Origin of the sequence: Moellerella wisconsensis ATCC 35017 (genome assembly GCF_001294465.1) — a bacterium.
GTDB classification, from domain to species: Bacteria; Pseudomonadota; Gammaproteobacteria; order Enterobacterales; family Enterobacteriaceae; genus Moellerella; species Moellerella wisconsensis.
This window is the reverse complement of sequence record NZ_LGAA01000019.1, coordinates 87,756-110,316: the sequence shown is the minus strand read 5'-3', so window position 1 is coordinate 110,316 and position 22,561 is coordinate 87,756. Positions and strand designations below refer to the sequence as shown.

The window sequence follows — 22,561 nt, the reverse complement described above, 5'->3', positions numbered from 1 at the left end:
TTAGCACATATACATAAAATAAATTAACAGTTGATGCTTGGTTAAATTAGCATTAGCTAAAATATTTTTTCATTTGGCAAAACTAGGCTGCATAGATATGAATAATTTTCTTCCTTTTTCTCGTCCAGCAATTGGAGATGAAGAGGTTAACGCAGTAGAACAGGTGTTGCGTTCTGGGTGGATTACGACAGGGCCGCAGAATCATCAGCTCGAAGAGGATTTTTGTCAGCGTTACGGCTGTAAACATGCCATCGCATTAGCCTCTGCAACTGCGGGTATGCACGTTGCATTAATGGCGCTGGGTATTGGCCCTGGCGATGAAGTGATTACTCCGTCACAAACCTGGGTATCAACTATCAACATGATTACGTTGCTGGGTGCTGAACCGGTCATGATTGATGTCGATCGCGATACATTGATGGTACAGCCAGACGCAGTTAAAAATGCCATTACTGCCAAAACCAAAGCGATTATTCCTGTTCACTATGCAGGGGCGCCATGTGATCTTGACGCTTTACGTGCTATCGCTAAGAACGCAGGTGTGGCGTTAATTGAAGATGCTGCTCATGCTGTTGGTACTCGTTATAAAGATGTTTGGATTGGACAAACAGGCACCGCTATTTTTTCTTTCCATGCAATAAAAAATGTGACTTGTGCGGAAGGGGGATTATTGGCGACTGATGACGATGAACTCGCAGCCCGTGTTCGCTGTCTAAAATTTCATGGATTAGGTGTCGATGCGTTTGATCGTCAAGTTCAAGGTAGAAAACCGCAGGCAGAAGTAGTTGAGCCCGGCTTTAAATATAATCTTTCCGATATTCATGCCGCGATTGCCGTAGTGCAATTATCGCGAGTCGAGCAATTGAATGCTCGTCGTGCTGCTTTAGCTACACGTTATCGCGAAGCATTGAACGATTCGCCATTACAATTATTAAGCGTGCCTGATTATCCACATATTCATGCCAATCATTTATTGATGGTACGAGTAGATAAAGATCGTTGCGGTATTGATCGCGATAGCTTTATGGAAAAATTAAAAGAAAAAAATATTGGGACCGGATTACATTTCCGTGCTGCTCATACTCAAAAATATTATCGTGAGCGTTATCCTGAACTGTCATTACCGCATTCTGAATGGAATTCAGCAACATTATGTTCGCTGCCATTGTTCCCAGATATGACAGATGCTGATGTTGATCGCGTTGTTAAAGCAATAAATGAAATCCTTTTGGAGTCGAAATAGTGTCTTTTAAAGATGAATTTGAAGAAATAAAAAAAGTTTCAGTCGTTATTCCTGTTTATAATGAAGAGCAGAGCCTACCTATTTTGCTGGAACGGACTATTGCTGCGTGTAAGCAATTATCTCAAACTTATGAGTTAATCTTAGTGGATGATGGCAGCAGTGATCGCTCCGCTAAATTATTAACCGAAGCGGCTGAAAATCCAGATAATCATGTTATTGCTATTATCTTAAACCGTAACTACGGTCAGCATTCGGCGATTATGGCCGGTTTTAATCAAGCTGATGGTGATTTAGTTATTACGCTGGATGCTGATTTACAGAATCCGCCTGAGGAGATCCCTCGTTTAGTGAAAACTGCTGAGCAAGGTTACGATGTTGTTGGTACACGTCGTGCGAATCGTCAAGATTCTTGGTTCCGTAAAACCGCTTCAAAAATGATCAACTCAATGATCACTCGTGCAACCGGTCGTTCAATGGGCGATTATGGTTGTATGCTGCGTGCTTATCGTCGCCATATTATTCAGGCAATGTTGCAATGTCATGAAAGAAGTACCTTTATTCCTATTTTGGCCAATACTTTTGCGCGCAGAACTATCGAAATCGATGTAGCGCATGCCGAACGTGAATTTGGCGATTCCAAGTATAGTTTTATGAAGCTGATCAACTTGATGTATGATCTGCTTACCTGTTTGACTACTGCGCCATTACGTTTGCTGAGCGTTGTTGGCAGTGTGATTGCCGTCTCTGGCTTCCTCTTAGCAGTATTATTAATTGTGCTGCGTCTTATTTTTGGGGCAATGTGGGCCGCGGAAGGGGTCTTCACATTATTCGCCATACTCTTTATGTTTATAGGCGCACAGTTTGTTGCTATGGGCCTACTCGGTGAATATATCGGTAGGATTTATAATGATGTACGTGCACGCCCCCGTTATTTTATTCAAAAAGTAGTCGGTACAGATGTTAAAGCCGACAAAAATCAGGAAGAAAACTAATGAAAGCTATTGTTTTTGCCTATCATGATATTGGCTGTGTTGGGCTGAAAGCGCTTAAAGAAGCGGGTTTCGATATTCAAGCTGTCTTTACGCATACCGATGATCCTAGTGAGAATCACTTTTATTCATCTGTCGCGCGTGTCAGTGCGGAGATGGAACTTCCGGTTTATGCGCCAGAAGATGTAAATCACCCATTATGGGTAGAGCGTATCCGTGAACTGAAACCTGAGGTAATCTTCTCTTTCTACTATCGTGATATGTTGAATGAAGAACTGCTGGCATTAGCGCCAAAAGGTGCATTTAATCTGCACGGTTCTTTATTACCAAAATACCGCGGCCGTGCACCGATCAACTGGGCGGTATTGAAAGGCGAAACAGAAACAGGCGTGACGCTGCATAAAATGGTCGCTAAAGCTGATGCTGGTGATATCATCGCACAAGAAAAAGTGACTATTACCGAGACAGATACTTCACTGACTGTGCATGCAAAAGTGCGTGAAGCGGCAGCAACATTGTTAACGCGTGTGTTACCACAAATTGAAAAAGCGACGTACACAGCAATAGCTCAAAATGAGAGCGAAGCGACGTATTTCGGTCGTCGTACCGCGGCTGATGGCTTGATTGACTGGAATCGTTCTGCGAAAGAAGTCTATGACCTGATCCGCGCGGTTACTGAACCCTACCCAGGCGCCTTCACTTACCTCGGTGAGCGTAAGATGATTATCTGGCGTGCACGTATTCTGGCTGAAAATAGCGACAAACGTCCGGGGACGGTTATCTCTACTAACCCGCTACGCATCGTTTGTGCTGAAGGTATAATTGAAGTTATCAGTGGTCAAAGCGAATCTGGCTTATATATGCAGGGTAATCGCTTAGCGACAGAAATGGGGATCGTCACTGATGTCCGTGTTGGCGCTAAACCAACCGCGCTTATCAAACGCCGTAAACGTGTTTTAATTCTGGGCGTCAATGGCTTCATTGGTAACCATTTAACTGAACGTTTATTACGTGATGGTAACTACGAAATCTACGGTATGGATATCAGTTCTTCGGCAATTGACCGTTTTATTGGCGATCCTAATTTCCACTTTATCGAAGGTGATGTCAGTATTCACACCGAATGGATTGAATACCACATTAAAAAATGTGACGTTATTCTGCCATTGGTGGCAATTGCAACGCCTATCGAATATACCCGTAATCCATTACGTGTATTCGAGCTAGATTTTGAAGAAAACTTAAAAGTAGTTCGCTATTGCGCTAAATATAACAAACGCATTATCTTCCCATCGACGTCAGAAGTTTATGGCATGTGTGATGATAAAGAGTTTGATGAAGATAACTCACGTCTGATTGTTGGCCCAATCAATAAACAACGTTGGATTTATTCTGTTTCTAAACAGTTGCTTGACCGAGTTATCTGGGCATACGGCGAGAAAGAGGGCCTGAAATTTACCTTATTCCGTCCATTCAACTGGATGGGACCGCGTTTAGATAGCTTGAATTCTGCGCGTATCGGTAGCTCTCGTGCTATTACTCAGCTTATTTTGAATCTGGTTGAAGGTTCACCTATCAAGTTAGTTGACGGTGGTGAGCAAAAACGTTGTTTCACTGATATTAAAGATGGTATCGAAGCATTGTTCCGTATTATCGAAAATAAAGACGGCAAATGTGACGGCCAGATCATCAATATTGGTAACCCAACTAACGAAGCAAGTATTCGTCAATTAGCAGAAATGCTGCTTGAAAGCTTTGAAAAACATCCATCACGCAAATATTTCCCTCCATTTGCTGGCTTCCGTGAAATTGAAAGCAGCAGCTACTATGGTAAAGGATATCAGGATGTTGAACACCGTAAACCAAGCGTAGAAAACGCCCGTATTCTATTGGATTGGGTACCTACTATTGACATGAAAGATACTATCGATGAAACGTTAGATTTCTTCTTGCAAGGTGCGGTAGAAGAGTTAGGTAAAAACTGATGAAAAAAGTTGGCTTGAGAATTGATGTGGACACCTACCAAGGTACTAAACAAGGGGTTCCACAACTGCTTAAAGCACTCAAAAAGCATGACATTCAGGCCAGCTTTTTCTTCAGTGTTGGGCCGGATAATATGGGGCGTCATTTATGGCGCCTCTTACGGCCTAAATTCTTATGGAAAATGCTAAGGTCAAATGCTGCATCTCTGTACGGGCTGGATATTTTACTGGCAGGCACTGCGTGGCCAGGTAAAAAAATCGCCAAAGATTTAGGTTATCTGATGAAACAAACCTTGGATGAAGGCCACGAAGTCGGTCTGCATGCGTGGGATCATCAGGGATGGCAGGCGAAAGTCGGACGTTGGTCAGAACAGCAACTTAACCAACAAGTTAAGCTGGGTGTTGATGCACTGCAGCAAGCGATTGGGCAGCCAGTTATGTGCTCCGCGGTTGCAGGATGGCGTGCTGATGAACGAGTACTTGATGTTAAGCAGGGCTTTGGTTTTCAGTATAATAGCGATTGTAGAGGGCAGTATCCTTTCCGCCCGATCCTGACTGATGGTTCGATAGGTACGGTACAAATACCTGTGACATTGCCAACTTATGATGAAGTGGTTGGAACTATTATCAGCGATAATGATTTTAATGACTACATCCTACAAGCGATAAAAGACGATCAGGGCGTGCCGGTTTACACCATCCATACTGAAGTCGAAGGGATGTCAAAGGCGGCGCAATTTGATGCGTTACTTGAAAAAATACAACAAGAAAATATTCAATTCTGTAAACTCACTGAGTTACTACCTGATGATATTCAATCGCTTCCGCTCGGTAAAGTTGTGCGTTCATCTTTTCCGGGAAGAGAAGGTTGGCTGGGCTGTCAGCAAAAGGGATAAATAAATATGTTGAATAAGCGGGCTAGCAAAGTAGGCGCCTTTCTGTTGGCTCTGTTTTTTGCCTTGACCTACCTACTACCACTTAATGGTCGCCTTATTTGGCAACCCGATGAAACTCGCTATGCAGAAATTAGTCGTGAAATGCTACAAAGTGGCGACTGGATAGTCCCTTATTTTCTGGATATACGTTATTTTGAAAAGCCAGTCGCAGGATACTGGATTAATAATATCAGCCAGTTACTGTTTGGCGAAAATAACTTTGCGGTTCGATTTGGTTCAGTATTTTGTATTTTTGTGAGTGCCTTATTGATTTATCAAATGGCAAAAATGATGTGGCGTAATAGCCATATTGCCTTTGTCGCCAGTTTTATTTATGTATCGATGTTCTTAGTTTTTGCTGTCGGTACATATAGCGTGCTCGATCCAATGTTCTCCTTATGGATAACCGCCAGTATGTTTTGTTGTTTATGGGCACTGCAAAGTTCCAGTGTGCGTAGCAAAATAGTGGCATGGATTATGTTAGGTTTAGCTTGCGGTATGGCCTTTATGACCAAGGGATTCTTAGCGCTGGCAATTCCGGTTATTGCGATGATCCCGGTGACTTTATACCAGAAAAGATTCCTTGAAATGGTAAAATTTGGTCCACTGGCTATTATTTCTGCGGTATTAATTAGTTTACCGTGGGCATTGGCGGTGGCGAAACAGCAGCCTGACTATTGGAATTATTTTTTCTGGATTGAGCATGTAAAACGCTTTACTGCGGATGATGCTCAGCATGCCTCCCCGTTCTGGTACTATATTCCGGTGATCTTATTAGGGGCTATCCCATGGTTAGGATTGTTGCCGGGGGCGCTAGCTAAAGGCTGGCGGGAGCGTAGATCTCATCCTGAAATGTTCTTCCTCTTTTGCTGGTTAGTGATCCCATTCATATTCTTTAGCATATCTAAAGGTAAATTGCCGACCTACATGCTGCCATTTATGGCACCTCTGGCGTTAATGATGGCTAAATTTGGTGTTGATTGCGTACGTAATGGCAACATGAACCCAATGAAAGCTAACGGCATAATCAATGTTAGCATTGGGGTATTAGCGGTTATCGCGTTAGTTATTATGGGATTATTTGTTAAGCATCCTATTTTTGAACCAGATGAATGGCCAAAATTAGTTTTAGGGATAGTGGCCTTTGCTATTTGGGGTATTATTGGTTATTTGAGCTTAGTTTTAAATGCCAAGCATTGGTTATGGGCAGCAGCATGCTCATTAGCGGTGAGCCTATGTATTGGCAATGCGCTGCCACAAAATACAATTGACTCTAAACTGCCCCAGAATTTTATTCATCAGAATCATGATATTTTGATGGATAGCCGTTATATCGTGGCTAATAATGTGGGGCTGGCGGCTGGATTAGCATGGGAAACCAAACGGTCACAAATTTATCTGTACAATAGCAGTGGCGAGTTAACTTATGGACTGGAATATCCTGACAGTCAACATCGTTTAATCAAAGCGGATAATTTTGCGCAGTGGTTAGCAAAAGCACGTAAAGAAGGGCAAGTTACAGTGGTATTCTTGCTGCGTAAGCGGGAGCCGTTACCGGATATTCCACCGGCTGATGAAGTGTTTAGTAATTCTCGTATGGCACTTGCGGTGTATCATCAACAATGATCGGACAATTATTATTACTGTTGTTGGTGAGTCTACTGACCTGCGCAGGGCAAATCGCCCAGAAACAAGCTGTAGTTTGTTGGCAGGGTGAGCGTATTAACAAGTCAGTATCGGCGATTAAATGGCTGGTGCTGGCGCTGTTATTGCTCGGTTTTGGTATGCTATTTTGGCTTAAACTACTAGAAACTATGCCGTTAAGTTTAGCTTATCCGATGCTTAGTATTAATTTTGTGTTAGTCACCCTTATAGGCCAATGTGTTTATCATGAAAAAACGGGTAAACAACATTGGTTAGGGGTGTTGGCGATTATGGTCGGAATTTTACTTATGAGTCTTAACGGATGAAGGGCTATTTTTGGGGCATTGGCAGTGTGCTATTGGCGACTGCTGCCCAACTTTGCCTGAAAATAGGCGTAGTTGGGCTTCCTTCGTTTGAGTTAGGTTGGCATTGGCTACAAATTGATTGGTTTGTAGCCAATAAAATGGCATTGGGAAGTATTTTTATTGGCTTGATTTTTTATGTACTCTCTATGCTGTGTTGGTTATTAGCATTAAGATATATACCGCTCAATAAGGCTTATCCATTGATTAGTTTGAGTTATGTCTTTGTTTATTTGCTAGCGGTATTCTTACCGTGGTTCAATGAGACAGCCAGCGGTTTAAAAACGTTAGGAATTATTTTTATTCTATTTGGTATTTGGTTGATAAGCCAACCGATGAAACCAGACAAATCGCCAGCGACAAAACAGTAACTCATTATATTGATTAGTTGACACTAAACTTGAGGTTGGGGTATTAATTACTGGGGCGGTTATTGTCCCTACTTTGGGTAATGATTAGCAAGACGGTTATCACATTCAATACGGATAAATAGGCGCCTAATGAGACTAACAATACACCACTGGCCATTATTATTAAGTTTATTATTAATCGGTTGTAGTTCGGGTCCGAAGCATTCGCCCCCGCCATTAAAAACACAACTATCAGACCCTATAATGACTATTGCTCAATTGAAAGATCAGTTAGAACAATGGTACGGTGCGCCTTATCGTTATGGAGGATTAGACCGAGGTGGTGTTGACTGTTCTGGTTTTGTGTATCGTACTTTTAGCGATCGCTTTGCTATACAATTACCGCGAACTACGATTGCTCAAACTTCACTTGGCACACAAATCCGCAAAGATGATTTAATGCCTGGAGATTTAGTATTCTTTAAAACGGGTTCAGGTGAAAATGGATTACATGTTGGTATTTATGATACAGATAATACCTTTATCCACGCCTCGACGAGCAAAGGAGTGATCCGCTCATCGATGGATAATGTCTATTGGCGCAAAGTCTTTTGGCAAGCACGACGAATTTAATTCCAGCCTCTAATATGCGGTTCTCTTGGCGGTACGGCTATCCCCTAAACAGCCTTGATATGCTATCTTATAAAAAAGTCATATTGTTATGAGATAGCTTATGTCATCCCTTCGTTTATTAATATCAGAATCCTATGATCCTTGGTTCAACTTAGCGGTTGAAGAATGTATTTTTCGCCAAATGCCGGCTGATCAGCGGGTTATGTTCCTCTGGCGTAATGCGGATACCGTAGTTATTGGCCGAGCTCAAAATCCGTGGAAAGAGTGCAATACCCAGAAAATGGCTCAAGATGGAATTAAGCTGGCTCGTCGCAGTAGCGGCGGTGGGGCAGTTTTTCATGATTTAGGCAATACTTGCTTCACGTTTATGGCCGGTAAGCCTGAATATGACAAAACGGTGTCGACCCGAATTATTGTTGATGGTTTAGCGAATGTGGGTATTGATGCTGAAATTTCAGGCAGAAACGATTTATTAGTAAATACTACCGAAGGCGCGAGAAAAATATCGGGTTCGGCTTATCGTGAAACACTTGATCGGGGTTTTCATCATGGGACTGTATTGATTAATGCAGATTTGAGCCGTTTGGCTAATTATTTGCATCCAGATCCCAAAAAGTTGCAAGCGAAAGGAATAACTTCTGTACGCAGTCGTGTGGCTAATTTAGCTGAATTGATGCCTGAAATATCACATCAAACTGTTTGCCAAGGAATAATTGATAGTTTCTTTGCCTTTTATGGTGAAACCGTCGCTCCTGAATATATATCGCCAGAAAAACTGCCCGACTTACCTAATTTTAATGCGACTTTTGCTAAACAATCTAGCTGGGCATGGAATTTTGGACAAACACCGCTATTTTCTCAATTAGCAGATACCCGTTTTACTTGGGGTGGGGTTGAGTTGCATTTTAATATTGAGAAGGGCGTGATTAGTGATTGCCAAATTTTTACTGATAGTTTAGATCCGTCACCGCTTGAATGGTTAAGTGAACATTTACACGGGCAAAATTATCAAGTCGATACAATGAGAGCATTAACTCAGCAAATGTATCAGCAATGGCCAGATCTCAGGTCGCAATTAGTCGAGTTGGAAGCGTGGTTGATTCAGCAAGTGAGTTAATTATTGATACAGCAAAGCCGGTATAAAATGACCGGCTTTAATCTGCTTATATTATTGTTGTTTTCTTAAGTGTTCACTTCTTAGCTTTTTGAAGCATTAATTTTTCATTTCTTGATTAATAATCAATGTATCTGGTTATCAAATTAGTGACGGTTACTGCAAGACATAAAACCTTTACATTCAGGGATTTGACCATTTTGACGAAATTTTGCAGGTGTGGTATCAAAATGTTTTTTAAAGATCCGAGTGAAGGTCGCTTGTGAACTAAAACCATATTGTAAAGAAATATCTAAAATAGATGAATTACCTTCGCGTAATGATTTAGCGGCTTCAAGTAAGCGACGTTTACGCACATATTCTCCCAGCGTACAACCTTTGAATTCTTTAAATACTCGCTGTAAATGCCATTTAGAATAACCACTTTTATCAGCGATAGAATCTATTTTAATCCCTTCATTACGCTGTAATTGAGTTTCCAGCCATTTAACAATATCGTTAACTATACTCTCTGACATATTTGACTCCTAACAAGGCGGATGATAACTCATTTAAAATAAATAATAACGTAAGAAACTACAGTCTATTCTTATCAATTCTAGATAAAATCGATAGGCAGAACGTGCTATTTTAAATTGGTAATAATTATCACTGAGATAGGTGAAATCAAACTCAATATCAGTGTAATTGATAAATTTTAAAAATAATACTTAATAATATCAATTAATTATATGTTGGTAGAGACCATTAATTTTGGTTGAATTATAGATGATTGATTTGATTGTTCAGAAATATTGTTGCTCTTCATCGATTTTATTTAGCAAGAAAATGAAAAACCTTCTCTACATTAATTATCATTATTAGAATTATTTTTCTATTTAATAATACGGAATTATCGAGTTATATTGTTTTTTATACACGCTATAAATATTGAATAAGTTAGGGTTAATAACTGGTTTTCATCTAAAAGCTGGTGATAAATAAAACAATATTACATCTCTATTTCAGTGAATTGATTGTGACTCTTTTATTATGATCATGACTAGGATTATAGCTCAATAGCGTAATTATTGTTAAATCGAATCGATAGGCAAAATGTATGCCCCCTTTAAGCTAGATTTATTGACTTAAAGGGGCGAGGAAACAAAAGGCAGGTCGCGTTATGGCGAGCTACTTTTGAAATGATTATTGACGCAGATAAATTTGTGGTACTGCGGATTCAGGGTGAGGGAATACGCCTAAATCAGCTTTATACCAACGATTTAATTGTGTTTCAGTTAGTACTTCTGTAGGAGTACCTGTCGCGACCAGTTGACCTTGATGGATTAAATACACCCGATCCGCATACAGTGCGGTTAGGTTGAGATCATGCAGAATACAACAAATTCCTAGCGGTTGTTCACGGCTTAGGCGATGTAGTAGACGTAAGCTATGTTGCTGATGATATAGATCCAATGCAGAGGTTGGTTCATCTAGAAATAGACAGCTAGGGGTGGGGGTCGGTTGCCACAATTGCGCCAGTACGCGCGCTAATTGAACTCGCTGCTGTTCACCGCCAGAGAGTTGACGATAATCTCGATGGCGTAAATGTAGGCTATCTGTTTGGGTTAATACTGCCAGTAATGCCTGTTCTAAATACGCACTGCCATGCGGTGAGCGCCCCATGGTAATGACATCCTCGACACTGAATGGAAAGTTCAGTTGGCTCTGCTGTTTCATTACGGCGCGCTTTAAGGCTAATGATCTATTATCCCATTGCGTTAGTGGTTTATTGTCTAATAAACATTGTCCGCTGGTGGGTTGGCTAAAACCAGTTAATAGCTTCATTAATGTTGATTTTCCGGCACCATTTGGGCCAATAATTGCAATCAACTCGTGTTGATGAAGCGACACACTAATATCGCGGATAATCTGTTGTTCTCCAAGGGTAAATTGCAGATCCTTGGCTTCGAGTAATAACGTTTTATTCGATATATGCATGATTACATTTTTCCGACAGGCTGGCGCAGGATCAACCATAAAAAGTAAGGTCCACCGATCAGCCCTGTCAGTAAACCGACGGGAATTTCGGCCGGAGCGACTAAGGTTCTGGCAATCGTGTCGGCAATTAATAGCAATATTGCGCCAACCAACGCCGAGCCGGGGAGCAACCAGCGGTGATCAGGCCCAAAAGTCATGCGGATTAAATGGGGGACGACTAAACCGATAAAGCCAATCACACCGCTCATGGCGACAGCACAACCAATTAATAGAGCGCTAAGTAATAGCAGAGTAAATTTAGTACGCTCAACTTGTAATCCTAAATAATGAGCATCTTCATCACCGAGCTGCAATAAATTTAGCTTTTTTCCTTGCAAGAAGCACATAAAGCAGGTGGGTAAAATTACTGAAGTGGCGATTAACAACGATTGCCAATCAACTTTACCTAACGAGCCCATCATCCACAGGCTAAAGGTGCGTAATTGCTGGTCGTCGCTAATGTAGCTAAGCACGCCAACAAATGACATACACAAGGCATTGATAGCGATCCCGGCGAGTAGCAAACGGGAGAGGTTACCGCTCGAGAGTCTATTTAAGCTAAAAATAATCATCGAAACAGCTAAGCTACCGACAAATGCCGCGCTGAGATGACCATAATTAGCTAAAATGCTGGGCAGTGAAAATGGGATCACAATAAAGGCCGCGACCGCTAATGCAGCGCCACTACTAATGCCTAATAACCCAGGATCAGCTAAGGGGTTACGGAATAATCCCTGCATTATTGCCCCTGAAACGGCTAAGGCTAAACCAATGAGAATGGCCAGTAATATTCGCGGCAAACGAATATTGAGCCAAATTTGCCACAGTGGATCTGACATTGGCAGTTGCCATAGCATTGAAAATGAAAGTGACATGGCGCCCAGATTAGACACGATCAACACAATGATAATTAAGCTTAATAGCAATAAACAGAGACCCATCGCAGGATATTTAAAACGGTTCATGGTGTCGTCTCTAACGCTCCACGGATCTGCTGCATAACTTGCGGTGTATTGAGGCTAAATCCAAGCAGCCCCATATCATCGACTACTAACAATGCCCGATGTTTAGCGGCTGGAGTAAGTGCGATGCCGGGCAATTGCCAAATTTTATCGATACCGCCGAGGGATTTAATTCCTTCTTCGGTCATTAAAATCAAATCGGGCTGACTGGCTATCACACCTTCTTGAGAGAGTGGCCGATAGCTAGTAAATCCTTGCATCGCATTTTTAGCGCCAGTGGCTTGGATAATGCTATCGGCGGCGGTTTTTTGCCCGGCAGCCAGTGGCATAACGCCCCCATGGCTCATGATAAATAAAACTTTTTTGTCAATGGGTTGAGTCGATATTTTAGCCAGTTGTTGATTGAATTTAACTATCAACGCTTCACCTTGCTCGGTACTGTCAAGAGCCTCAGCAAGAGTACGTATTTTCTTAGGAATGGCTTCTAATGCAGGTTCACCGGTCACATTGATAATCTTGACGCCACTTTTTTCGATTTGTGTCAATGTAATGGAGGGCTTGACCAGCTCACTGGCTAATACCAATGTCGGGCGCATTGATAATACACCTTCGGCATTAAGCATGCGCATATAACCGACATCTTTCAGCGCCAAAGCCGCTTGTGGATGACGACTGGTGCTGTCACGAGCCACCACCTGTTTTCCTGCACCTAAGGCGAAGACTATCTCGGTGATATCGCCACCTAAAGTAACAATACGTTCAGTGGCCTGGGCTGAAAAAGTGAGCAGGGCAGACACTGCAAGAAGAAACCATTTATTCATATTTTCAGTTCCGAAGATTAAATTTTTGGAAGTGCAGTCACTTGATTGCGCCATTGTGTTTGTTCTGGCGTGCCTTCAGTGCGTTGTCCATACATTTGGACAATTTGATTTCCTTGATTATCAAAAACTTCCAGACTGGTAACAAAACCATCTTGAGTTTGCTTCCGCGTTACCCAGCATTCCGCCACACCGTTCTCAATCATATGCAGTGTAAAATCCGGATTGAAAATGTTCAGCCATTTTAGTGGTGAACCTTCAGCTTGATAAGGCATCAAACGCTCAATTCGGCCAGTAAATATCTGGGTACAGCCACGGTTACCGACAAAAATCATGATTTCATTTTGGTCAGCAAATGCGGTTTGTGTTAATTGATTAAATGAATCTAGCGGAACTTGCCACGCTAAATCATCGCTGACTGCGCGGAACACTTGCTGACGGCTTAAATTATTATTTTTTAATAATTTAAAGAATTGATGAACATCCGTCATATTACGCCATTCTTGCTCTAACTGATTTTTCAGTTCTTCACTGATCGGCGTTTGAGTGAATGGCTCCGCGGGTTTAAGGGCTAATAGTGGATTTTCATCACTCACATATTGTTCGATTAATGCCTGCCATGCTGCCATATCCGTATTTTCGGTGGTATATACCTTATGTATCGCATCACCATGATGGTCGAAAAATTGAATACTATGACGTTCCCCATGTTTCGACGCCTCAGTTAAGGCAAAAACACTGGCCCAGTGACCAAAAAACATTCTTAAATCTAATGCGCGAGGATTGAGGATTAACCCTGCATGTGGGCTAAAGCGAGCGTTTTCATAGCGACCAACTTGTTCGTGTACTACATATTCATTGCGAGTGATTGCTTTTACTTCGCCGACTTTTTCCAATGCGGTTAACAAGGTTGGTGCATCTACATCTAGGCGTTTAGCACCATCAATCCCAACACGCGCATACAGAAGCTCAGCTTCTGAAACGTCGAGATAGGCAGCTAAATCACGAGCGTATTTCGCTTTATTTTCTGTTTTAGCCTGTTGATAACGCTCATAAAGTGATGAATTCACAGTGTATCTCCTTGAATATTAAGTGAATTACCATTGATAGCTGACAAGCAGCTTGGCATTACGGCCATCCTGTGGGATGCCTTGTGATGAATAATATTGTTTATCAAATGCATTGCCTAAAACCACGCTAGAGCCAAATCCATTAAGTGAGCCTTCACCTTGGTAGCTTAGATAGAAATCGCTTACACCATAACCGGATTGCTGTTGCATTTTGTCTGAATCTGAATAATCAGTGTGTTTGGTGAATTCGCCAATCCATCCCACGGCAAAGCCGCTATTTTGAATAGGGACATTTAAGGTACTGGTAATTGAGTCAGGTTTGATAGAAGTTAACGGTGTGCCCGTTTGTGGGCTTTTACCATTACTTGCGGTATGGTTATATGCTAGATCCCAATTGAAATAGTCGGTGTTATAGCTTAGTGTGGCATCGACACCCCAAATTTTAACATCATCAATATTTACCGATTGAGTGGTCATTTTGGCCATATCAACGTAGGTATCGATATAGTTTTTAGCTTTGGTATCAAAGTAACTGGCTTTGAATTGTACGCCATCGTTATCCAGCAGTAGATTGTCGAATCGTAAGCCAAAGCCATATTCTTTGGTTTGAGTCGATTCAGGTTTTAGGTTTGGATTAGGTACCCAATAATTAACTCGTCCACGGATCTCAAAATGTTTCGCATCATTATACATTTCTCCCATACTTGGGGCGCGGAACGCTTCAGAATAGGAGGCAAACAACATCGACCAATCGGTTGGGGTAATACTTACGGCGCCTTTTGAGGACCAATTATTTGCGGTAATATTGCTATTACCATCTGATTGACTTTTGAAATGGTCGTAGCGGGTACCGGCAATAAATGAAATCGGCAGATCTTTAAGTGTAATTTCATCTTGCAAGAAACCCGAGCCATAAGTGATTTTAGCGTTAGGAAAGCTGGTGGTATTTGCAAAAGGATCTTGTTTTTGTTGATAAGTTTCAGCCCCATAAGTCAGATTATGTGCGGCAATAGGCAAATTATATATGTTGCTACGATTGTCTACTTTCAGCCCATAGGTTTTCTGCTGACGGCCTTCATAGCCAGTATTTATCGCTTTGGCGGTTGGTCGGGCCGTAATATTGACCTCTGAATAATAGGCGGTCGTTTTGAGATTCAGCCAATCTTGATCTGCGGGTTTGAGCTGATAAGTGAGCTGTGTATCTCGTTGCCGAGTTGTGCGATTCGTGTCAGGATTAGATTTGTCGTTTGATTTAACTTCTTGCGGGTTTTTAGGCTCGTAAGCATCGTTATTATAATAACGCAATTGCCCGCTTAATTTTTGGCTATCATCAATCAACCAACTCCCTTTGGCTAATAGGTTGCTGATAGTTTCATCGTTTGTCGTTTCTTCGCCACCACCTTGGCGAATATTGCCGACATCTTTGGCAACAAAGCTAAATAAACCATCGAATTTTTCGTTACGACCAAAAGCTGAACCACCAAATCCGAAACTGTGATCGCCACTAGCAGCGGTAGTAAAGACTCTAAAGCCTAAATTTTGATTATCTTTTAATAAATCTTTAGCATCGACAGTTTCCCACGCTATAACACCGCCCATAGCACCACTGCCGTATAATAATGCCGAAGGGCCACGGATAATTTCGACTTGTTTAATTAGGGCGGGATCAATAAAGGTACCATTAATATGCCCAGTATCAGTGCCTTGGCGTACATTATCTACCAGGGTCAATATATCTTTTGGCCCAAAGCCACGCATTGAAACATCTTGGCCATTAGTGCGACCCGTACCAGAAACATCAATTCCTGGTATTTTTTTCAATATATCATTGGCGGTGCTAGCGGTTTGGGTTTGCGGTGAATTATTTTTGATGACGGTCACCATCATCGGAGCTTCAAAGCTGTCACGCTGGTTACCAGTCGCATATACGGTGATGATATCTTTAGATTTTTTTTGTGAGTTTGCTGTCTCTTTTTCTGCAGCTTGTGCAGGGGATAATACACTAGCGATGGTGGCTGCGAGTACTGACAGGCGTAAAATAGCTGACATTAAGACGATCTCCATGACATAAATTTAGGTGGTAATGCGCGTTCAATCGCACTATTACATGGCTATTGTTTAATTAAAAAAATTAATCAATCACCACTAATCGCGAGTATTGAAATGGAGGAACTGGCGCTCAAAGGAGCGACTATATTTTCACTCTCGTTGTTATGATTGCTTGGGGTATGTGTGGAAGTACGCTTAAGCGTCGCATCAGATAAATAGATTTTTTGAGGCGTAACAGCAAATGCAGACATCAGTTTTAACTCCATAGGAAATCCTTTCCTAATTGTATGGATGTGAAAGCTGGCTGCCTGGATACGGAGATCTGGGTGGCTTGCAGAGTAAAATAAACACTAAATTAAGTATATATAATCGATAAAACAGTCGTTATTTGGTTAAAATCAGCTTTCCAGCTTGGGTTTGCCTAAGCTGATAAATTTCACCACGATGGCGAATATGTATCCGTCCGTTTTTACCTAATAGCTGGTGGCTGTCGATATAATCAACAACGTCAGATGATGATTTCTGTGAGTTATCTTCTTTTAAATGCTTAAGATGCAAATCAGACATAGTTTATCAATATAAGTTAATAGTTTATCGTTACAATCTAAGTGATAATCTCTTTAATAGTGAGAATCATTATCTTTAACTTGTGAGATAACATCAAGTATTATTTACAACTAGAATTAATATTTAACATATAATTAGCGATTGATTACCTATCGAGTATTGCTCAATAATTTATTGCCGCAAATCATAATCTAAGAAGCAAGAAGCAAGAAGCAAGAAGCAAGAAGCAAGAGCAAGAAGTCTTTAGTCACTAGAAAACACAGAAAGTCAAAATGAAGAGGGCTGGCAGATGAGGACACCACAGTATAAAAGCCAGAAAGTGAGTGATCTTCTGGCTTTATAGATTACTGCGATTGCTAGTTGTGCAGTATTTGGGCGTGATGATAGACGTTGAATTTAAAAACGACTGTCAACTGCTTCGGCTAATAATGCCAATAACAGTTCAGTATCTTGCCAGCTAAGACAAGGATCGGTAATCGATTGGCCATAAGTCAATGGTTGGCCGGCGATCATTTTTTGTGTGCCTTCTAGCAGAAAACTTTCAGCCATAACGCCGGCGATTGCACTTGAGCCATCTTTGATTTGCTGGGCAATATCACGGGCAACATCTAATTGTCGGCGATGGATTTTCTGGCAATTGCCGTGACTAAAATCGACAACCAAATGCTCTGGTAAATCGAATTCGCGCAATTTATCACAGGCATCGGCAATATCACCGGCTGAGTAATTAGGCCGCTTTCCGCCGCGCATAATGATATGTCCGTACGGGTTGCCTTGGGTTTGATAAATGGTCATTTGTCCGGTCTTATCCGGGGACAAAAACATATGCCCGGCACGTGCAGCACGGATTGCATCAATCGCAATGCGTGTATTGCCATCGGTTCCATTTTTAAAGCCCACAGGACAAGAGAGCGCAGAGGCCATTTCTCGGTGAATTTGGCTTTCAGTCGTACGTGCGCCAATAGCCCCCCAGCTAATGAGGTCGGCAATATATTGGCCTGTGACCATATCGAGAAATTCAGTGGCAGTCGGAATGCCTAATTGATTCACATCGATTAATAATTTTCTTGCTAGGCGAATACCTTTATTTACTTGGCAAGAGTTATCCAGATTAGGATCAGAAATTAAGCCTTTCCAGCCAACCACCGTGCGAGGTTTTTCAAAGTAGGTACGCATGACGATTTCGAGTCGATGGTGATATTTTTCACGTAATACCGTGAGTTTTTGTGCATATTCTAACGCTGCATCAATATCATGGATCGAACAAGGACCAACTATTACTAGTAGGCGAGGATCATCACCGGCTAAAATAGCTTCAATACGTCTGCGTGACATTGTCACATTTTCAGCGACAGCCAAGGAAATCGGGTATTCATCAGCCAGTGTTTGCGGAGTGATCAGGCTCGCAACTCTCTGGGTTCGTAGTTCATCAGTTTTATGCATCTTACTTTCTCAATATGTTTCCAAAGGCCATGCTGCATTAGTGATAGAGATCACAATAAACGAAAACACGTCAAATTCAACCGCTAGCGATAGGTTATTACAGATTTTATGCAAAATAGGAATTTAAAACATACGACGCTGTAGCCCCATAATATCAATCACTTTGGCCGAAATTTCTTCAACCGAATAATTAGTTGTATTTAAATAGTTGATTTTATTCTTTCTAAATAAAGCTTCGACTTCTGCGATTTCAATTCGACATTGGCGTAATGATGCATAGCGACTATTTTCACGGCGTTCTTCACGGATTGCAGCTAATCTTTCTGGGCTGATGGTTAAACCAAATAGTTTATGGATATGCGGTTTTAAATCTACCGGTAATTGCAAATTATCCATATCATCTGCTGTAAAGGGATAGTTAGCCGCTTGAATACCAAATTGCATGGCTAAATACAGGCTGGTGGGCGTTTTTCCGCAGCGTGAAACACCGATTAAAATGACTTGCGCCTGATCTAAATTGCGTAAAGAAACACCATCATCATGCGCTAAGGTATATTCAATTGCCGCTATACGAGCATCATATTGATTTAAATTTTGGCGTGATAATCCATGGGTACGATTTAATATCGGCTCAGGCTCTAAACCCACTTCTTTTTGAATAGGTGCGACTAAGGTTTGCACGATATCTTGGCAAAAACCGGTGCTTTGGGTAATTATTTTGCGCACTGAAGGTGAGATAATTGAATAAAAAACTAACGGTCGGGTGTGTGTGCTTTGATAAATACTGTCTATTTTTTGTTTTATTTCTTCAGCGCGTTGTTCTGTGGTGACAAATGGCAACGTATAAGAAACAAATGTTAGTGGAAATTGAGAAAGAACTGCATGGCCTAAAATTTCTGCCGTAATCGCTGTGCCATCTGAAATGAAAAAAACAGTTCTTTGGGTATTATTAGTTTCATTAATTACGCTATTTGTCAGGGGAGTCATATTGTGACCTTTGAGTTATATAGATAAATATTCAAAATTAGTAGGGTTTTATAAACAAAACTAATAATCTACCGATATTTTATTTAATTTAAAAAAATATTCTTATAAGTGGAACGATTCACCTGTCTATCTCGATGAAAAGTATGTGCTAGTCTATTTCACGCGGCGATATATCGCCAATGGGATTTTAACGATTTGTACTTTGTCACTAGATTGTTTAAAAGGATCGCATTCAATGTCCAATAATGGCAGCACTCCGTCTAATGTACTTTGGTATAACCAATTAGGAATGAACGATGTTGACCGCGTTGGAGGTAAGAATGCCTCCCTCGGGGAAATGATCACTAATTTGTCTGAGCTCGGTGTGTCTGTACCGAATGGATTTGCGACAACATCACAAGCATTCAATGATTTTCTAGAGCAGAGCGGAGTTAATCAGCGTATTTACCAACTGTTGGATCAGGTCGATGTTGATGATGTTAATCAGCTGGCCACCGCAGGTACGCAGATCCGCCAATGGGTAATTGATACGCCGTTTACACCTCAGTTAGAGAAAGATATTCGTTCCGCTTATGAACAACTTGCCGAAGGTGCAGTGGGGGCATCATTTGCAGTTCGTTCTTCAGCCACCGCAGAAGATATGCCTGATGCGTCCTTTGCTGGGCAGCAGGAAACATTTTTAAATGTTCGCGGTATTGACGCGGTCATGGTGGCTATTAAACATGTCTTTGCATCGCTATTTAATGATCGCGCTATTTCTTATCGTGTACACCAAGGATATGACCATCGGGGGATTGCATTATCTGCGGGTATTCAACGTATGGTACGTTCTGATTTAGCCTCCTCTGGGGTGATGTTTACTATTGATACCGAATCGGGCTTCGATCAAGTGGTCTTTATCACTTCGGCTTATGGTCTCGGTGAAATGGTCGTTCAGGGGGCGGTTAATCCTGATGAATTTTATGTTCATAAACCAACGTTGTTGAAAGGTCGTCCTGCGATTGTTCGTCGTAATTTAGGCTCTAAAAAACTACAAATGGTGTACGCAGAAAGCCTAGACCATGGACAACAAGTTAGAATTGAAGATACCCCTGATGCATTATCGCAGCGTTTTTCTCTGGAAGATCACGAAGTCGAAGAGTTGGCTCGTCAAGCGTTGTTAATCGAACAACACTATGGCCGTCCTATGGATATTGAATGGGCAAAGGATGGTGAAACGGGGCGGTTGTATATTGTACAAGCCCGTCCTGAAACCGTTCGCTCTAATCAACAAGTAATGGAGCGCTACCAGCTAAAAGAACAGAGTAATGTGTTAGTAGAAGGGCGTGCGATTGGTCATCGTATTGGTGCTGGAGCTGTAAAAGTTATCCATAATTTGAAAGAGATGGATAGGATCCAACCGGGAGATGTTTTGGTTACAGACATGACTGACCCTGATTGGGAACCCATTATGAAAAAAGCCGCGGCCATTGTGACAAATCGTGGAGGAAGAACTTGTCATGCGGCGATTATCGCCCGTGAATTAGGTATCCCAGCGGTTGTCGGTTGTGGTGATGCAACTGAGCGTTTGCATGAAGGTCAAGAAGTGACTGTCTCATGCTCTGAAGGTGATACAGGGTTTGTCTATGCTGAGAAACTAGACTTTGATATTCACAGCTCACAAGTTGATACCATGCCGGATTTAGCGTTAAAAATCATGATGAACGTTGGTAACCCTGACCGTGCATTTGATTTCGCTTGCTTGCCAAATGAAGGCGTCGGCTTAGCACGTTTAGAATTTATTATTAACCGCATGATTGGTGTGCATCCGCGTGCGTTGCTAGAATTTGACCAACAATCGCCACAGTTGCAAGCGGAAATCCGCAGCATGATGGCGGGGTATAGTGATCCTGTTGAGTTTTATATCAGCAAATTGACCGAAGGCATTTCAACCTTGGCGGCGGCGTTCTGGCCAAAACGGGTGATTGTTCGTTTATCTGATTTTAAATCAAACGAATACGCAAATTTGGTTGGCGGCGATATTTATGAGCCAGAAGAAGAGAACCCAATGCTTGGTTTCCGTGGCGCGGGGCGTTATGTGTCTGATAGCTTCCGCGATTGTTTTGCGCTGGAATGTGAAGCGGTTAAGCGGGTACGTAATGAGATGGATTTGACTAACGTAGAAGTCATGATCCCGTTTGTACGTACCGTGGCTCAAGCTGAAGCTGTAGTTGCTGAGTTGGCAAAACACGGTCTGAAACGTGGCGAAAATGGTTTAAAGCTGATCATGATGTGTGAAATCCCATCCAATGCCTTATTAGCGGATCAATTCTTAGCACACTTTGATGGATTCTCTATTGGTTCGAATGATATGACCCAGTTAACGTTGGGTCTGGACAGGGATTCTGGCGTTGTTTCTGAGCTATTTGATGAGCGTAATGAAGCAGTTAAAGCCTTGTTGTCGATGGCAATTAGCGCGGCTAAACGTCAAGGTAAATACGTCGGTATTTGTGGTCAAGGCCCTTCAGATCATCAAGATTTTGCCCAATGGTTGATGGATGAGGGGATCGATAGCTTGTCATTAAATCCAGATACGGTGGTTCAAACTTGGCTATTATTGGCAGAAAATCAGCACTGATGGTGTTTATTGATGCTTTAATGATTAATCCATCAATATTCGGTCAATAAACCTCCTTAAATGTGATGAATAAATATTTGGCTCAGCAAATCTTGTTTGCTGAGCTTTTTTCATATGTAGGCGCTGAACCTTAGGCTCTTGTGATTAAATTTAGGTTTAATTCAAGAGATTTAAACTATATTTAAGTCATTAAGTCAAATTATAATCTAAGCTAAATCGATTACTATACTTTAGAAAGGGAGAATAATAGCTATGATTGATTTAGTCCTAGGATAAATAAGTTGGTAGATTAATCAATAATGTGGCTAAAATAATCGATTCAGCTAATTGGATATTGAAAAAATTGAATAAATAGTCACTAAAAAGTTAGCTTAAGTTAGCATTAGTATGGCGATATGATATTCGAGTAATAGAGGCTAACTAATTAATAATTAGAGGATATTTAAAAATTATAATTGAGTTTATTCTTTTATAAATAATCAGTTAATCAAGCTGTGAGCAATTAAAATATAATTATTACTTATTCAATATATTGAATGAAATTACGATTATCTATTTTTTATTACGAAAAGATATAATAGCTTGAGGTTTTTAATATAAGAAAAATAAATAAAAAAAAAGCCTATCATGGGCTGACAGGCAAAGACTACACACAGCAATTCTTTTTTAGCAGATAGTATCTAAAATTTTAGATTATATTACCGACCCTATCTTAAATTTATAAACACATTACGTATTCGATTTTTGTATCATAGTATAAGTTAATATAAATAGCAC

Annotated in this window: 19 protein-coding genes and 1 other RNA gene; 10 read left to right on the top strand and 10 right to left on the bottom strand. The window is 41.2% G+C overall.

Features of this window, described 5'->3' with window-relative positions; genetic code table 11:
* The first annotated feature begins 97 nt into the window (after positions 1-97).
* The 9 genes from arnB to lplA all read left to right on the top strand — a co-directional run bounded on the left by arnB (position 98) and on the right by lplA (position 9,255).
* Positions 98-1,243 (top strand): UDP-4-amino-4-deoxy-L-arabinose aminotransferase, encoded by a 1,146-nt coding sequence (gene arnB, locus M992_RS10930; RefSeq protein WP_053908636.1) that lies wholly within the window; start codon positions 98-100, stop codon positions 1,241-1,243.
* A complete protein-coding gene (gene arnC, locus M992_RS10925) occupies positions 1,243-2,235 on the top strand; it encodes an undecaprenyl-phosphate 4-deoxy-4-formamido-L-arabinose transferase (RefSeq protein WP_053908635.1) in 993 nt (330 codons plus the stop codon). The genes arnB and arnC overlap by 1 nt, the downstream gene beginning before the upstream one ends.
* Complete coding sequence (gene arnA, locus M992_RS10920) at positions 2,235-4,217, top strand: bifunctional UDP-4-amino-4-deoxy-L-arabinose formyltransferase/UDP-glucuronic acid oxidase ArnA (RefSeq protein ID WP_053908634.1); 1,983 nt, start codon at positions 2,235-2,237, stop codon at positions 4,215-4,217. The genes arnC and arnA overlap by 1 nt, the downstream gene beginning before the upstream one ends.
* A complete protein-coding gene (arnD, locus tag M992_RS10915) occupies positions 4,217-5,110 on the top strand; it encodes a 4-deoxy-4-formamido-L-arabinose-phosphoundecaprenol deformylase (RefSeq protein WP_053908633.1) in 894 nt (297 codons plus the stop codon). Before arnA ends, arnD begins: the two co-directional genes overlap by 1 nt.
* Before the next feature lie 6 nt (positions 5,111-5,116).
* Positions 5,117-6,775 (top strand): lipid IV(A) 4-amino-4-deoxy-L-arabinosyltransferase, encoded by a 1,659-nt coding sequence (gene arnT, locus M992_RS10910; RefSeq protein ID WP_053908632.1) that lies wholly within the window; start codon positions 5,117-5,119, stop codon positions 6,773-6,775.
* Positions 6,772-7,119 carry a 4-amino-4-deoxy-L-arabinose-phosphoundecaprenol flippase subunit ArnE gene (gene arnE / locus M992_RS10905; protein ID WP_053908631.1) on the top strand — a complete coding sequence of 116 codons (348 nt, stop codon included), beginning with the start codon at positions 6,772-6,774 and terminating at the stop codon, positions 7,117-7,119. Before arnT ends, arnE begins: the two co-directional genes overlap by 4 nt.
* Positions 7,116-7,526 carry a 4-amino-4-deoxy-L-arabinose-phosphoundecaprenol flippase subunit ArnF gene (gene arnF, locus M992_RS10900; RefSeq protein ID WP_053908630.1) on the top strand — a complete coding sequence of 137 codons (411 nt, stop codon included), beginning with the start codon at positions 7,116-7,118 and terminating at the stop codon, positions 7,524-7,526. Before arnE ends, arnF begins: the two co-directional genes overlap by 4 nt.
* A gap of 129 nt (positions 7,527-7,655) precedes the next feature.
* Complete coding sequence (locus M992_RS10895; RefSeq protein ID WP_053908629.1) at positions 7,656-8,138, top strand: C40 family peptidase; 483 nt, start codon at positions 7,656-7,658, stop codon at positions 8,136-8,138.
* 100 nt (positions 8,139-8,238) lie between these two features.
* On the top strand, positions 8,239-9,255 hold the full coding sequence (gene lplA / locus M992_RS10890) for a lipoate--protein ligase (protein WP_053908628.1): 1,017 nt from the start codon (positions 8,239-8,241) through the stop codon (positions 9,253-9,255).
* A gap of 143 nt (positions 9,256-9,398) precedes the next feature.
* Here lplA and M992_RS10885 read toward each other — a convergent pair whose 3' ends face one another.
* The 9 genes from M992_RS10885 to ppsR all read right to left on the bottom strand — a co-directional run bounded on the left by M992_RS10885 (position 9,399) and on the right by ppsR (position 19,167).
* On the bottom strand, positions 9,399-9,770 hold the full coding sequence (locus M992_RS10885) for a helix-turn-helix domain-containing protein (RefSeq protein ID WP_047255536.1): 372 nt from the start codon (positions 9,768-9,770) through the stop codon (positions 9,399-9,401).
* A 667-nt stretch (positions 9,771-10,437) separates the two neighbouring features.
* Positions 10,438-11,232 (bottom strand): heme ABC transporter ATP-binding protein, encoded by a 795-nt coding sequence (locus tag M992_RS10880; protein WP_053908627.1) that lies wholly within the window; start codon positions 11,230-11,232, stop codon positions 10,438-10,440.
* Between the two features lie 2 nt (positions 11,233-11,234).
* Positions 11,235-12,236 (bottom strand): FecCD family ABC transporter permease, encoded by a 1,002-nt coding sequence (locus M992_RS10875; RefSeq protein WP_053908626.1) that lies wholly within the window; start codon positions 12,234-12,236, stop codon positions 11,235-11,237.
* A complete protein-coding gene (locus M992_RS10870; protein WP_047255539.1) occupies positions 12,233-13,054 on the bottom strand; it encodes a heme/hemin ABC transporter substrate-binding protein in 822 nt (273 codons plus the stop codon). Before M992_RS10870 ends, M992_RS10875 begins: the two co-directional genes overlap by 4 nt.
* Positions 13,055-13,071: 17 nt before the next feature.
* Positions 13,072-14,121 carry a hemin-degrading factor gene (locus tag M992_RS10865; RefSeq protein WP_053908625.1) on the bottom strand — a complete coding sequence of 350 codons (1,050 nt, stop codon included), beginning with the start codon at positions 14,119-14,121 and terminating at the stop codon, positions 13,072-13,074.
* A gap of 27 nt (positions 14,122-14,148) precedes the next feature.
* Positions 14,149-16,170, bottom strand: coding sequence for a TonB-dependent hemoglobin/transferrin/lactoferrin family receptor (locus tag M992_RS10860; protein WP_053908624.1), 2,022 nt, complete (start codon positions 16,168-16,170; stop codon positions 14,149-14,151).
* A gap of 384 nt (positions 16,171-16,554) precedes the next feature.
* Positions 16,555-16,737, bottom strand: coding sequence for a hemin uptake protein HemP (hemP, locus tag M992_RS10850; protein ID WP_053908622.1), 183 nt, complete (start codon positions 16,735-16,737; stop codon positions 16,555-16,557).
* A gap of 396 nt (positions 16,738-17,133) precedes the next feature.
* Complete coding sequence (locus M992_RS10845) at positions 17,134-18,180, bottom strand: 3-deoxy-7-phosphoheptulonate synthase (protein ID WP_053908621.1); 1,047 nt, start codon at positions 18,178-18,180, stop codon at positions 17,134-17,136.
* Positions 18,181-18,303: 123 nt separating this feature from the next.
* Complete coding sequence (gene ppsR / locus M992_RS10840) at positions 18,304-19,167, bottom strand: posphoenolpyruvate synthetase regulatory kinase/phosphorylase PpsR (RefSeq protein WP_047255544.1); 864 nt, start codon at positions 19,165-19,167, stop codon at positions 18,304-18,306.
* Positions 19,168-19,402: 235 nt separating this feature from the next.
* Between ppsR and ppsA the strand changes: the two genes are divergently transcribed.
* Positions 19,403-21,784: a phosphoenolpyruvate synthase gene (gene ppsA / locus M992_RS10835; protein WP_047255545.1), complete on the top strand. Its 2,382-nt coding sequence runs from the start codon at positions 19,403-19,405 to the stop codon at positions 21,782-21,784.
* Between the two features lie 610 nt (positions 21,785-22,394).
* Here ppsA and rprA read toward each other — a convergent pair.
* Positions 22,395-22,512: antisense sRNA RprA (gene rprA / locus M992_RS14765), an RNA gene on the bottom strand.
* Between the last annotated feature and the right edge of the window lie 49 nt (positions 22,513-22,561).

Excerpts from the sequence above, each read along its gene's own strand:
- arnB (WP_053908636.1), top strand. The coding sequence starts at position 98 with ATGAATAATTTTCTTCCTTTTTCTCGTCCAGCAATTGGAGATGAAGAG.
- arnA (WP_053908634.1), top strand. The coding sequence starts at position 2,235 with ATGAAAGCTATTGTTTTTGCCTATCATGATATTGGCTGTGTTGGGCTG.
- arnD (WP_053908633.1), top strand. The coding sequence starts at position 4,217 with ATGAAAAAAGTTGGCTTGAGAATTGATGTGGACACCTACCAAGGTACT.
- arnT (WP_053908632.1), top strand. The coding sequence starts at position 5,117 with ATGTTGAATAAGCGGGCTAGCAAAGTAGGCGCCTTTCTGTTGGCTCTG.
- arnE (WP_053908631.1), top strand. The coding sequence starts at position 6,772 with ATGATCGGACAATTATTATTACTGTTGTTGGTGAGTCTACTGACCTGC.
- arnF (WP_053908630.1), top strand. The coding sequence starts at position 7,116 with ATGAAGGGCTATTTTTGGGGCATTGGCAGTGTGCTATTGGCGACTGCT.
- M992_RS10895 (WP_053908629.1), top strand. The coding sequence starts at position 7,656 with ATGAGACTAACAATACACCACTGGCCATTATTATTAAGTTTATTATTA.
- lplA (WP_053908628.1), top strand. The coding sequence starts at position 8,239 with ATGTCATCCCTTCGTTTATTAATATCAGAATCCTATGATCCTTGGTTC.
- M992_RS10885 (WP_047255536.1), bottom strand. The coding sequence starts at position 9,770 with ATGTCAGAGAGTATAGTTAACGATATTGTTAAATGGCTGGAAACTCAA.
- M992_RS10880 (WP_053908627.1), bottom strand. The coding sequence starts at position 11,232 with ATGCATATATCGAATAAAACGTTATTACTCGAAGCCAAGGATCTGCAA.
- M992_RS10875 (WP_053908626.1), bottom strand. The coding sequence starts at position 12,236 with ATGAACCGTTTTAAATATCCTGCGATGGGTCTCTGTTTATTGCTATTA.
- M992_RS10870 (WP_047255539.1), bottom strand. The coding sequence starts at position 13,054 with ATGAATAAATGGTTTCTTCTTGCAGTGTCTGCCCTGCTCACTTTTTCA.
- M992_RS10860 (WP_053908624.1), bottom strand. The coding sequence starts at position 16,170 with ATGTCAGCTATTTTACGCCTGTCAGTACTCGCAGCCACCATCGCTAGT.
- hemP (WP_053908622.1), bottom strand. The coding sequence starts at position 16,737 with ATGTCTGATTTGCATCTTAAGCATTTAAAAGAAGATAACTCACAGAAA.
- M992_RS10845 (WP_053908621.1), bottom strand. The coding sequence starts at position 18,180 with ATGCATAAAACTGATGAACTACGAACCCAGAGAGTTGCGAGCCTGATC.
- ppsR (WP_047255544.1), bottom strand. The coding sequence starts at position 19,167 with ATGACTCCCCTGACAAATAGCGTAATTAATGAAACTAATAATACCCAA.
- ppsA (WP_047255545.1), top strand. The coding sequence starts at position 19,403 with ATGTCCAATAATGGCAGCACTCCGTCTAATGTACTTTGGTATAACCAA.